10 protein-coding genes are annotated in these 13,713 nt (G+C 46.8%); 8 read left to right on the top strand and 2 right to left on the bottom strand.

The genetic code is table 11. The annotated features are described in order from the left end of the window. Window positions 1-9: 9 nt before the first annotated feature. Together LCM29_RS10350 and LCM29_RS10355 are read right to left on the bottom strand one after the other, a co-directional pair. Window positions 10-174, bottom strand: coding sequence for a hypothetical protein (locus LCM29_RS10350; protein ID WP_224862571.1), 165 nt, complete (start codon window positions 172-174; stop codon window positions 10-12). Window positions 175-742: 568 nt separating this feature from the next. After that, window positions 743-1,591 (bottom strand): Cof-type HAD-IIB family hydrolase, encoded by an 849-nt coding sequence (locus tag LCM29_RS10355; RefSeq protein ID WP_224862573.1) that lies wholly within the window; start codon window positions 1,589-1,591, stop codon window positions 743-745. Between the two features lie 133 nt (window positions 1,592-1,724). Here LCM29_RS10355 and LCM29_RS10360 point away from each other — a divergent pair, with 133 nt between their 5' ends. From LCM29_RS10360 to LCM29_RS10395, 8 genes are all read left to right on the top strand, one after another. Next, window positions 1,725-3,239, top strand: a complete 1,515-nt coding sequence (locus tag LCM29_RS10360; RefSeq protein ID WP_224862575.1) for a BCCT family transporter — start codon at window positions 1,725-1,727, stop codon at window positions 3,237-3,239. A gap of 139 nt (window positions 3,240-3,378) precedes the next feature. Beyond that, a complete protein-coding gene (kynU, locus tag LCM29_RS10365) occupies window positions 3,379-4,653 on the top strand; it encodes a kynureninase (RefSeq protein ID WP_214744866.1) in 1,275 nt (424 codons plus the stop codon). A gap of 12 nt (window positions 4,654-4,665) precedes the next feature. Next, window positions 4,666-5,505 carry a tryptophan 2,3-dioxygenase gene (gene kynA, locus LCM29_RS10370; protein ID WP_074035540.1) on the top strand — a complete coding sequence of 280 codons (840 nt, stop codon included), beginning with the start codon at window positions 4,666-4,668 and terminating at the stop codon, window positions 5,503-5,505. A gap of 15 nt (window positions 5,506-5,520) precedes the next feature. Then, entirely contained in the window at window positions 5,521-6,141 is a 621-nt protein-coding gene (kynB, locus tag LCM29_RS10375) for an arylformamidase (RefSeq protein ID WP_224862577.1), read from the top strand. Between the two features lie 311 nt (window positions 6,142-6,452). Then, window positions 6,453-7,271 carry an SDR family oxidoreductase gene (locus LCM29_RS10380; RefSeq protein ID WP_224862579.1) on the top strand — a complete coding sequence of 273 codons (819 nt, stop codon included), beginning with the start codon at window positions 6,453-6,455 and terminating at the stop codon, window positions 7,269-7,271. 15 nt (window positions 7,272-7,286) lie between these two features. Then, on the top strand, window positions 7,287-8,168 hold the full coding sequence (locus LCM29_RS10385) for a DJ-1/PfpI family protein (RefSeq protein ID WP_224862581.1): 882 nt from the start codon (window positions 7,287-7,289) through the stop codon (window positions 8,166-8,168). A gap of 83 nt (window positions 8,169-8,251) precedes the next feature. Then, complete coding sequence (locus LCM29_RS10390; RefSeq protein ID WP_224862583.1) at window positions 8,252-9,154, top strand: helix-turn-helix domain-containing protein; 903 nt, start codon at window positions 8,252-8,254, stop codon at window positions 9,152-9,154. A 139-nt stretch (window positions 9,155-9,293) separates the two neighbouring features. Then, window positions 9,294-13,709: a hypothetical protein gene (locus LCM29_RS10395; protein ID WP_224862585.1), complete on the top strand. Its 4,416-nt coding sequence runs from the start codon at window positions 9,294-9,296 to the stop codon at window positions 13,707-13,709. Window positions 13,710-13,713: the final 4 nt, after the last annotated feature.

Below are 13,713 nucleotides of genomic sequence, written 5' to 3' on the forward strand. Positions count from 1 at the left end.
GGCACCCCATCAAGGGCGCCGCTTCTTTTGCTCAAATCGAGTCTGTATGAGGTAGCCGATGACCGCGATGGCCATCAACCCAATCGGGAATATGCGGTAAAGACCTTCCATCGTTCCCGTGGTCAAAAGAATCATTCCACTCAGGAACGTCCCCAACCAATATAGCTTTGGCATATGATCCCTCCATCGGTTTCATTCATCCAATAGGATACCACAAGAAAAGCGCCCTCACTCGGCGCTTTTCTTGATTCTCTAGTCCCCGGACTTTCATCCAACCAAGCCCCGCTCGATTGACCGTCCCATCTATGATTTGGTTCGACTAGAGATATCCAAGCCAGCGTGACGCATCATTCGAATCGGTTCATTGTCTATTGGTTCACCAATTGTTTTTCATGACATAACATGAAATCGAACAGGTGACTCGTAGACATTTTGATTGAATGGGCACGACAGGACTTGGCACCTATACTGTCCACTTCTGGCGCGGATCATGTGGAATTCCTTATACAAACAGTCTGTCTGGTATGCTTGCTCGTATGGCAAGCAGAGGCCGACGCATCATCGTTTGGAATACACGATTCACGCTCACATGGACTTTCCCATCCGCTTTCTGCGATCAGCTACAGGTGAAGAAAGTGCCTCCCCGTTCCCTGACTCATTTCATAAAGTGAATGGTTACATGTATACAATATCCGTTTTGAGTGGGATTCAATCCTCGTTCACGATTTCTCCATAATCCGATTTATACATAATGCGTCAGCGCGTAAGCGACCCCGTCCTCTTCCACATCTTTGGTAATGTGAGTGCTCAAATCTTTTAACGGGTCCACGGCATTCCCCATCGCAATCCTTGTCTCTGCTACTTCAAACATCGACACGTCATTCAAATTGTCTCCAATGGCAACGACATCACCCATTGGAATCTGATAATGCTCTGCTAGCTGCTTTAGCGCCGCTCCTTTACTCGCATGAGGATGTCCAATCTCAATTTTCGTCCAACCCGCTGTTGTGATCAAAATGTCGTTCCGTGGTTCATAAACTTTGCGCAAGCGGTGTAGCTTTTGGCGATCGAACGAGTAGACAAACACCTTGTACACTTCATCTCGTGCAAAGTCGATGTCTTCCATCGAGTCCATGTACGTCAGACCAAACTGCTCATTTTGAATTTCAATCTCACGTTCTGCCCATTCACGAGTGAATGATTGATCGTGCGGCAACACTTCATCGAGTTCCCGCTTCAATAAGTCGCTTCCCGAACGAAGCACCTTCACGCCCGCATTCGTATAAAATTCGACGTACGCATCGTCTGCTTCCGCGATTTCCCATAGCTCATTTACGATTGTCTGGTCCATCGCATGATAGTAAATTCGCTCGTTCTCATAAAAGCCGATTGCTCCGTTACCTGACAAAATCGGACAGACGAGATCACTTCGCTTCAACAGTTCTTCGATATCATGGATAGAGCGTCCTGAACAAATAGCGACGATATCACCATTTTCTTGTCGACGACGAATCGCTTCCTGGTTCGCCTCTGTAATCACACCCGTGCGCGATAACAGTGTCCCATCTAAATCAATTGCAATCAATTTCATAGCATTCCCTCCTCTTTGGTTCTTTTCCCGATTCAAGTATGTAAAACACGATAAAACGCACCTCCTGTTTGCAATATGGAGATTAGGGAACCGTTTATTAGCGCTACATAATATTTTTTGAAAGGAGACATCTATGAAAGATTCTACACAAAAGCCACGTTTGAATCGCGTCTTTTACATTTCATCAAGTTTGATTGCCTTACTCGTTCTATTTGGAGCCATCGCTCCAACCTCGTTTGCTTCAATCGCAGGATCTATTTTTAACTTTACGACTCGCTCGTTTGGTTGGTTTTATTTACTGTCCGTCTTCTTGTTTGTGCTCTTTTTAATCTTTTTAGCGTTTAGTAAATACGGAAAAATCCGTCTCGGGAAAGATGACGACCGTCCCCAATACCCGTTCTTCACTTGGATCGGTATGTTATTCTCCGCTGGGTTTGGTGTCGGACTCGTCTTTTGGGGTGTTGCCGAGCCGATGAGTCATTTCTTCACGCCACCGTACGCGGATACGGAGGCACTGACGGTTGAGGGAGCACGTCTTGCGATGGCCTATTCGTTCTTCCATTGGGGTGTCAGTCAGTGGTCCGTCTTTGCGATTGTCGGACTGATCATCGCCTACTTCCAGTTCCGTCGTAATGCGGACGGACTCATCTCGACTAGCCTTTCACCGCTTATAAAAGAGCGACCGTACAAACAACCGTTGAACCAGACGATTGATATTTTAGCGGTCATCGCCACTGTCATGGGTGTCGCGACATCACTTGGTTTAGGCGTTCTTCAAATCAATGGCGGACTGAACAGCGTATTCGGGCTCCCGAACACCGCTTGGATGCAAGTCGCCATCATCGTCGTCTTGACCGCCCTCTTTTTAACATCGACGACGACAGGGCTCGATCGCGGCATCAAGTGGTTGAGTAACATCAACTTAGGGACCGCACTCGTGTTGATGGTGTTTGTCTTCTTTGCCGGTCCAACCATCTTCATCCTAGAGACCCTCACACTTGGCTTAGGTGACTACTTACAGAATTTCATTCGCTATAGTCTTCGTCTACAACCGTATCAGCAAGGGACGTGGGTCCGAGACTGGACAATCTTTTACTGGGCGTGGGCCATCGCTTGGTCACCGTTTGTCGGAGCGTTCGTCGCACGTGTCTCACGAGGACGCACCATTCGCGAGTTCATCGTCGGTGTCCTCATCGTTCCTCCGTTCATCGCACTCTTATGGATTGCTGTATTTGGAGGCACCGCCCTCCATTTAGATTTATTCGAAGGGACTTCCATCGCCGAAGCCGTCAATGCAGACGTGACGAGCGCATTGTTTGTGACGTTTGCCGAGCTGCCATTCAGTTTCATTCTTTCAGTGTTGTCGATTCTTTTGATTTTGACGTTCTTGATCACGTCGGCAGATTCTGCTACCTATATCATCAGCAGTATGACGACAAATGGTAGCTTGAATCCTCCTCTACCCGTTCGCATCGCCTGGGGTGTTCTGTTAGGAGGAATCGCCGCCGTTCTATTGATTGCGAGTGGGTTGGAAGGACTTCAAACCGCATCATTGATTTCCGCCTTGCCGTTCACCATCATCCTTTTATTGATGGTCTTCACACTATTCAAGCTACTCCGACAAGAGAATGTACGAAAAATAAAATAAGCTACACTCCTAAACGCTCAAGATTACGCTTGAGCGTTTTTTAGTTTGACTCGCCGACACCTCGTTGTTTGTTGACTTCCTCATAACCGATTGCTACGATTTTGACAACGTACAAGCTTTAAAAGGGGGAAATGGGGATATGAACGATTTCACACGTGCCTACGCACAACAACTAGACAAACAAGACCCGCTCGCATCGTATCGGGAAGAATTTTATTTACCGGAAGACGGAATTTATATGGATGGAAATTCACTCGGTCTCTTATCGAAACGAGCCGAGCGCACACTCCTTGAATCGCTTGCGGACTGGAAAGAGCTCGGGATTGACGGCTGGATGTCCGGGCGTCACCCTTGGTTCAACTTGTCCGAAGAATTGGCCGCACTGAACGCACCGCTCATCGGAGGAAAGCCGGAAGAAGTGATGGTCACCGGTTCGACGACCGTGAACTTACATCAACTCGTCGCTTCTTTCTTTAAACCAGAAGGCAAACGTACGAAAATTTTGGCAGACGCCCTCACGTTCCCGTCTGACATTTACGCTTTGAAAAGTCAGCTCGAACTGCGCGGACTCGATCCTTCAGAGCATCTCGTTCAAGTCGACAGTCCGGACGGGCGCTTCTTAGTAGAAGACGACTTGATTGCCGCGATGACCGACGAGATCGCCCTCATCGTATTGCCGACCGTCCTCTATCGGAGCGGTCAGATTTTAGACATGCCGCGTCTGGCGAAAGCGGCGCACGAACGTGGCATTTTAATCGGGTTTGATGCTTGTCATTCCGTCGGTGCCATCCCTCACGACTTCCACGACTGGGGTGTCGACTTCGCTTACTGGTGCAACTATAAACATTTGAATGGTGGTCCGGGAACGGTCGGTGGCTTATTCGTACATGAACGTCACTTCGGCACGACACCAGGACTCGCTGGATGGTTCGGTTCACGCAAAGACAAGCAGTTTGATATGGACCATACGATGACACCGGCTGAACATGCCGGTGCGTTCCAAATCGGGACGCCACACGTCATGAGCCTCGCTCCCCAACTTGGTGCCCTCGAGATGTTTAACGAGGTCGGGATGGAAGCGATTCGTCAAAAATCACTCGCCCTCACGACATATATGATGGAGTTGATTGAAGACATGCTCGCACCACATGGATTCTTCATCGGAAGCCCGACGGACACACGTCAACGTGGTGCGCATTTGAGTCTCGAGCACCCTGAGGCGGCACGCATCTGTAAAGCATTGAAGAAACATCACATCATCCCTGACTTCCGGGCACCGAACATCATCCGCCTCGCACCGGTCGCACTGTATAACACGTTCACCGATGTGTATGACGTGATCGTGACGTTGAAGAAAATCATGGATGACAAAGAATATGAGGCGTTCGAGAACGTCCGCGAAGTGGTCGCATAAGGGGGAACTGTGATGAGTGAACGTATGGAACATAAAGTGGAAAAAACGATTCAAACCGACTTCTCTAAAGATATGTCGTACGGGGACTATCTCCAGCTCGACCCAATTTTATCGAGCCAGCATCGCCTTTCCGACCATCACGATGAGATGCTCTTTATCATCATCCATCAGACGAGCGAGTTATGGATGAAACTCATTTTGCATGAATTGACGGCAGCCACGACGGCTATCACGAACGGGGAGCTCGAGCGCTCATTCAAGATGCTCGCCCGTGTCTCGAAGATTCAACAGCAACTCATCCAGTCATGGGGCGTCCTCGCGACATTGACACCGGCCGAGTATTTAGAGTTCCGAGACCAACTCGGCTCTTCATCTGGTTTCCAGTCTTACCAAAACCGACAGATTGAATTCGCGCTCGGCTTCAAAAACGCACGGACGCTCAGCGTCTATGCGCATGATGAAAAACTATATCCGCTGCTCGAAGGCTCGCTTCAAGCACCTAGCATTTATGACGTGACCGTCCGTGAGATGCATCGCCGTGGTCTTCCGATTGATGCGAGCGTGCTCGAACGAGATGTCACGCAAGACTGGGAATGGAACGAGAGTGTCGAGAAGGCGTGGGTCGAGGTCTATCGCGATGTCGACACGTATTGGGATTTGTATGAGCTCGGTGAAAAACTACTCGATATCGGGAGCCAGCAACAGATGTGGCGCTTCAACCATATGAGTACCGTAGAACGCATCATCGGACAGAAGATGGGAACAGGGGGCTCGTCCGGTGTGAACTACTTGCGCCGCGTGCTCGATCATCGTTTCTTCCCAGAGCTTTGGACGGTCCGAACATCATTATAAGAGGAGCTGAACGAAATGACATGGATTGATGTATCCCAACCGCTTCATGCCGATGTGACGACATGGCCGGGAGACACGAAGTTTTCGTATGAGATCGCTTGGCCGATGGCACAGAGCGGTTCAGTGAATGTCGGGAAAGTGACGATGAGTTTACATGTCGGGACGCATATCGATGCCCCATTTCACTTTGACGACCACGGGAAGCGTGTCATCGACCTCGACCCTTCCCTCTATATCGGTCCAGCCCGTGTCATTCATATGCCACATAAGTCAAAAATTGAAGCGTCTGACTTGGACGGTCATGACTTGACCGGGGTCGAACGCCTCATTTTGAAGACGGATGGTTGGCCAGATAAGAGCGTCTTCCCAGAGACGATTCCTGAACTGACGCCGTCTCTTGCCGATCGTCTCGGAGAACTCGGAATCTTTTTAATCGGACTCGACTTGCCTTCCGTTGATGCGATTGACAGTAAAGAGATGGGTGCCCATCATGCGTTAACACGAAACGGTGTCCATATATTAGAAGGGCTCGTCCTAGACGATATTTTGCCTGGAGATTATGACTTGAACGCCGTCCCTCTACCAATCGTCGAAGGTGACGGAAGCCCCGTTCGTGCACTGCTTCGCCCCATGTAAATCAGTTTTTTTGGACCAGCACGAAAATTGGAATAAAAGTAAATGCACTATTTTCAAAAGACGTGGATTCTCTTTACTTTTCGAGAATCCGCGTCTTTTTGTTGTACATAAAACTCAAAATGTATACGGTATTCAAAATACAGCGTTGAGACCGTGTTCAGAAAATAATTTAACATTCTGGATTTGTATTGAAGTTCCTCAGATTCGTATAAGACCCCGTACTTTTTTCCGAATTATAATATAAATAAATATAAATCTTAAAAATATTTTATGAAATGAATTTTAACTTAATTTTTAAAAGGAGGATTTATATGAAACAAACAGTGTTTATTACAGGTGCGTCAAGCGGTATCGGGAAAGCGACGGCAAAGCGGTTCAAGGCAGAAGGCTGGAATGTAGTTGCTACAATGCGAAACACACAAGATGGTGCTGATCTTGAAGGAGATCGTGTTCTTGTCACAAAGCTTGATTTACTCGATTCAGAAACAATTAAAAGTGCGGTCCAACAAACAATAGAACATTTTGGAAAAATAGATGTTTTGATTAACAATGCAGGTTATGGCGCTTACGGTCCTCTAGAAGCTACACCGATGGATGTATTAAGAAGACAATTTGATGTAAATCTATTTGGATTAGCAGAAGTCATTAAAGAAGTACTACCTATCATGCGAGAAAATAAAAATGGAACGATTGTAAACGTATCATCCATCGGGGGACGAATGACCTTCCCTTTCGGTTCTCTATACCATGGTTCAAAATGGGCTGTAGAAGGACTTTCAGAGGCGTTACATTTTGAAGTACGTCTTTTTGGTGGTCGCGTTAAAATCATTGAACCGGGCGGTGTGAATACAGATTTCAGCGGAAGATCTTTTGTTTTTTCAAATGACGAAAACTTAGAGGAGTACCAACCACTTGTAGGGACCTTCATAGAAGCGATGTCTACTATGGATACTTCTAGAAACCAAAACCCTGAAGAAGTAGCAAATGTTATTTGGGAAGCAGCAACAGATGATAGCGATCAGTTGCGATATATCTCTGGAAGTGACGCGAGAGCAACATTGAAAAATCGATACTCAAGCGATACAGATGAGCAATTTGTAGAGTATATGAGAAAATCATACGGCTTATAATCAAGGAGGGTCATAATGGCAACAGTTATAAAGAGAGCATTAGGTATTGCCCCAACCAAAGAAAAAAATGGTAGAGGATTTATTCCTTCACCGCTTGGATTACTGCTAGGTGTAGATAAAAAAAGTGGCTACACGCATAACAATAGTATTGCTGGTAAATATAAAGGGAATAAAAAAATATTAGTGCTATGTACAGAAGAACGTTACTTTAAAATGGAAAATGGTTCTTTATTTTCTACCGGAAATAATGTTCAAGAAACTGCGGTTCCATTGATGCATTTAACGAATACAGGGTTTGATTTTGATGTAGTGACACCAACAGGTTCATCAGCAGTTCTAGAAGAATGGTCGATTCCACGAAAAGATCATGCAGTGTTAACATTTATGAAAGAAAAGAAATCGAAATTTGATACACCACTCTCACTTCAAGATATGATTAGCCGTGGAGACTTAAACGATGACTCCCCCTATGTAGCGCTATTTTTACCAGGTGGCCATGGTTCAATGGTCGGCTTACCAACAAATGAGCATGTTGGGACACTAATACGTTGGATCCATCAATCTGATCGCTATATGGTCACTGTTTGCCACGGTCCTGCTGCACTATTGGCTGCATCCGTAAATACGAGTGAGTCTCACCCATACAGCGGCTATAAGATGGCTATTTTCCCAGACAGTGTTGACAGACAATCACCTTCACTAGGATATCTACCTGGAAAGCTACCTTGGTACCAAGGTGAAAAACTTTCTAATCAAGGTTTGAGTTTCATTAATAAAAAAGTTGAAGGAGCAGTATATGTCGATCGCAAACTCTACTCTGGGGATAGTCCTAAAGCCTGTGACCAACTTGGGAAATTAGTAGCTAAAGCTTTACTAGAAGAACTGACACAATCGTAAAAATATAATTCTTGCCATTTATGAGCCATTTTAAAAATCTTAAAGTAAATTGAAGAAAGAATAAATCATATAGGAGAATGATTATGAATACCGTCCGTATTGAATCAATAAGTGACATGCATAAGCTTCTCGGACTAACTCCTCCTCAACATCCTCATATTAGTATTTTCAATTGGGAGGATGTTCAACCTCAAGAAGTTGCAAATGAGAAGAATGATTTACTAGCAGTTTTTGACTTTTATATTATTAGTGTAAAAGACTTTCCTTGTGGTCAGTTGAAATATGGTAGAAACACTTACGATTTTAGTGAAGGTTCAATGATGTTTGTCGGGCCCAACCAAGCAATGAGTAGTACTGATGATACAACCTCTTCTGGATGGGCATTGATATTTCACCCCGAACTGATCCGTCACAGCAAATTGGCAAAAAAAATGTCTGAGTATACCTTTTTTCAATACGACGTTCATGAAGCCCTCCACTTATCCGAAAAAGAAAAAAGCATCATTAGCGCACTAGTCCATCAAATTCGTGAGGAATATTCGAACAATATTGATGTTTTCACGAAAGAAGTAATTGTGTCACAACTAGAGCTTCTATTTAATTATTCTCAAAGATTTTATAGTCGACAATTCATCACTAGAACAGCTCACAATAGTGATCTTGTATCCACATTCGAAGCTCACCTTATAGATTGGTTTGATTCAGGTAAAGCTAGTGAGATGGGACTTCCGACTGTAAAACAGTGTGCTGATAAAGTAGGCATGTCTCCCGATTATTTGTCTGATATGCTGAAGCAAGAGACAGGCAAAACTGCGCAAGAACACATTCATTATATGTTAATCGACCGAGCGAAAAATGAACTTCTGAGTACCTCAAGTTCTGTTAGTGAAATTGCCTATGCGCTAGGTTTCGAATACCCACAATACTTTAGCAAACTCTTTAAAAGCAAGACAGGAATGACCCCGTCTCAATATCGTTTAATTTGATGGAAGAATTTTTATCAATCCATCAGCAAGATGTTTTAATGAGATAGCCGGAATCGGCTGTCTCTTTTTTGATTAGACAGGGATAGTCCAACGTTTGGCGAAATAGATGACATACGTGATGAAAGGAGGCAGATCGGATTTGCAACGCATCTTATCTACACTACGAAACGGTCTGCATACGTACCGTTACGACCTCATCGCCTTGACGATTATGCTGGCATGCATTCTTGCCTATGCGTACCCACTCTTTTCGTCGGGGATGGTCGTCTTTAGTGATATCGCTTTCGGTCTATCGTCCGACCGTTATATCGAAGAGATTTTTGGTGCCTGGAATGAACGATGGAGCACGACGACATTGTTGAATGTGCCTCGACTCGTCTTCATCGCACCACTGTATGGATTAAGTCTATTGTTCGGTGCATCTGGACCATTCTTAATCAAATCATTCATCTTGACGTTGCTCATCGTCTCGGCACTCAGCATGTATGCGCTCGTCAAACGACTTCATTCGATTTATATCACGAAACACTTTCAGTTGATGACACTCATGACATTCACGCTTGCCGGGCTCTTTTATGCGTTAAACCCGTGGATCATCACACGCATTCAACATATTTATCTCCTGTGCGGCTATGCGTTGTTCCCGTTCGCACTTCTACTCTTCTTTAACTTGTTCGACCCGAAATTCCGACGTCAGCTGGATCCAGACTTTTCGTTTAACAAACGACTCTCACCGAGAATTTGGATCGATGCCATCGGGTTGTCCGTTGTGTTCATGTTCATGTCTGCCGGAATCCATTACTTTTTCTTCTCAGCCATTTATATGGGCATCATGCTCGTTCTGATCATGCTCAAAACGCTTTGGAGCGAGCGGAAGACGCTATTGTTCAAATCGTATTTCTTCTACTACGTTCGCCTGATCACAGCGGTCGGGTTCGTGTTCATCTTGTTCAACGGCTACTGGTTCTTTATGTATGTCGGTTCCATCCTGTTCGGGGCCCAGGCGTCCCAACATAATATTAACGTCACCGAGACGTTGATGCTGTTCAGTCGAAACTCGTCGATTGAGAATGTGCTCTATACCATCAGTTATTGGTGGCCGATGTTCGACTTGCATACACTTCCACTGACGTTTTGGGTGGCCGGAGGAATCTTGCTCTTCTTCATCGGCATCGGTCTTCTCGGAAGCTACAAACGACCGATTCACCTATTCTTCGGCTTACTCGGCATCGGTTTGATCATCTTTGCGACTGGAACGTATGAATGGGTCGCGACAGCGTTCGTCGCGCTCGTCACGTACACACCGTTGATTGGTCCGATGTTCCGTGACCCGAACAAGCTCGTCGGTCTATTGATTGTCAGTTATAGTTTACTGCTCTCTCTCGGTATCGGAATTGTTGATGCCAGACAATCTAAAGCGATACCCCGTCCGCTCTATCGCGGTATCCTTTTCATCGGTAGTTTTGTCGCGTTGACGCTCTTTATTTATCCGTATCGCACCGTGTATATGGAGGGTTTTTATAAACCGGTCGACGTTCCTGAAGAATACGCGACTGTACAACAAGAAATCGATGGGAAGTGGCTACAGTTCCCCGTTGCCGATGAGATGACCCAGCCGATCACCGGGGTGGCGACACCGAGATGGAACGAAAATCCCGCACTCGGCGAGACGGTCAAACCGACCGGGGACTTCCACGTGTACAGTTCGCTTGAAAATACGGTGTTCCATCATGAAGGGTCGACACCTGCGATTCGTTATCTGTTTTCACTCTTACAATACTTGCTCGATACAGGACGTTCAGACGAGGCGAGTAACTTGATTAAAGTGTTCGGTGTCGACCAATTCGCATATCGAGATGAATATTTAGGGATGGAAGAGCGCCAGCAGTTCAACTTAGAGGTCCTCGCCTCGCAACGTGATTTACTGCGAACTCAACAAGTCGGTCTGTTCACTTTGTTCGATGTCGTCGCCCCGCTCACCGACCGAACCGTCCCACAGCTTATCGTGACGCCTTACGGAATCGACCGTTCCATCACATATGGAACGATTCCTGGATATGAGCAAGGAAAACAATCGATTTTATTCACGACTCAGCGACATAGTGACGACTTTGATTGGATTCGTCCGGGTGATGCGATTGAGATGATCGAACAAAAAGACATGCTGCTCAGTCAGGTGCCCGATGACTATTATTGGAAGCCGTTTGAGGCAATCGATTCCGCCAACCCGTTCCTCACATGGGGCAAGACCCTTTTCGCAAACAGTGACTGGCGTTGGTATCAACAAACGCAAGGGGTTAAAGATCCTGCGTTCGACCTTGATTTCGGAGACGGCGTCGGACTTTCCTTCGCTTCTGCTCGAATCGATGCCCCCCCTTACGAGCTCGATGACTTGTCGACGAAACAAGTCGCTTCATTCAATTCGATGCTCGAAGATGAGACATTCTTTAAAGCCGATAACCCGGATATCGTTGAGCTGTCACCTAACCCGTTGTCTTCGACGAACGACTTGCCACTGCTTCAAGCGGAAGTCGCCAAAGGAGATCCAAACTACATTTGGCAAGTCGCGAAGTCCGGCCTCTTACCAGCACTACCGAATAACGCGTATCGGTTCGATATTGTCGCATCGGGTCGAGGGGTCGACCGCTTGCACGTGAAAGTTCGCTTTTTCGATGCATCCGGGGAAGAAATCGACCAGACTTATGTCGTCGCTCCGAGAGATTCCGGGAATTTAGACGGAATTCACCTTCGCGGAGAATACGTGACGCCACGGGCTGCCGAGACGATGCGCATCGACTTATTGAGTTATCAAAGACCAGAACGAAAGACGTACTGGTGGATTCACGATGTTCAAATCGAGAGCTTCGAATCACATATGGTACCGAACACGTTCTCCATCACGAAAGAGACACCGCCGGGCCGCTATATCGGGTTCGCGCGTGTCTTGATGAATCAAAGTGGCGGACAGCTTGACGTCACGATCAATGACGACAAGCAAATCGTCGAAACGACAAGACAAACGGGGGCACGGCTCGAGTGGGTGCCGCTCGGAATACACGATGTCGATACGAATGAAACGACCATCACTGTCGAGAATACGGTCGGTTTCAATGCTATTCAAAACATCGTCTTCTTACCAGAGGAAGAATGGAAGGCGTTACAGCAGTCACTCCAAAACGTATTAGAACCTACGAACACCTTCATGGTTCTCGAAGGTGAACAAGATTTCGATTATAGCGGGACGATCCAGTCTGAGCGCAACTACCCGTCTCTCAGTTTCGGGAAAGGCGTCTCACTCACATCCGGTACGTTATCTCGTACAATCGATGTGGCAGAGCCTGGTGATTACCGTTTCCACATCAACCTGACACCTCCTGTTTCGACAGATGGGACGATTCGCTTACGCCTCTTGCAGGACGAAGAAGTCGTTCAAGAAGAGACGATTGGCGTCACGGCGATGCAGCAACTGCCTGATGTGAAAACGGATATCGGCACACAGACGGTCACGTATGACTCCTTGCGTCGTGATTTTCCATACCAACTTCAATCACTCGAAGATGTGCATCCGACATTGAAACGGTGGACACCGAATACATTCGAGATGGAGCCGGGATCATACACGCTCGAGTTGACCGTAGACAGTAACGTGCCGTCACGAATCGAGTTGGAGGACTTACGGAAGTTCGACCCGAACGAGATTGTCGTGACCGAACCACTCGCGACACCTGAAGCTGCCGCCACGTGTGCGACCTGTGTATCCATCACAGACGATATGTTCGAGTCGACGGTAGAAGATGACACGTTTGTCGCATCTTACGAACCGACCTGTTCCTGTGACTGGTATATCTTCGCCTCAGAACAAATCGAGGCACTCCCCGATCGCGAATATTTGGTCGCTTTTGACGCACGGAGCGAACAGATTCGAAATCGCCATGTGAAGATGTACTATCTCGACGAAGAACGTCGCGTGATCGGGACCGACTTCATTAGCGAAGTGGAAGAGTATCGGAAATCGACATGGAACCACTACGAACAGATTTTGATTCCACCAAAGGGAACCGACTCGATGCAGCTTCATATTTGGGCGCGTGGAAATGTTGAAAATGCAGGACGACTAGAGATGAAGAACTTGAACGTCGTCCGCTACGATCACCTTCTCCTGACCGACCAAGTGACCGTCGAGGAAGTGACAGAACGTCCGCTACTCACTACAACAGAAGCCGAACCTCTTGATGTGACGCGAAGTGTCATGAAGCGGACAGTCTCTCACGAAGATTCACTCGACCGCTTCACGTTAAACGACTCCCCATCTCCATTGTTCGAGCTCTCGACCAGTGAAGGAGCACAGCGCGGTGAAGTCGCATTGAATGGCGTGACACAACTGTACATGTCCTCTGAAAGTGACGTACAGGTAAATGCCGTCTTACGTCTCGTCTACTTCGCGGGCATGATCCTTCTGTTACTCGCCACACCTGTCTCGTTCTTCTTCTATTGGAATGCGCGGCAGGAAGAGCCGCTCCTCCGCCGAGTACGACAACGATTTAAGAAAGGGTGACGGC

Source organism: Exiguobacterium aestuarii (genome assembly GCF_020171655.1).
GTDB classification, from domain to species: domain Bacteria; phylum Bacillota; class Bacilli; order Exiguobacteriales; family Exiguobacteriaceae; genus Exiguobacterium; species Exiguobacterium aestuarii_A.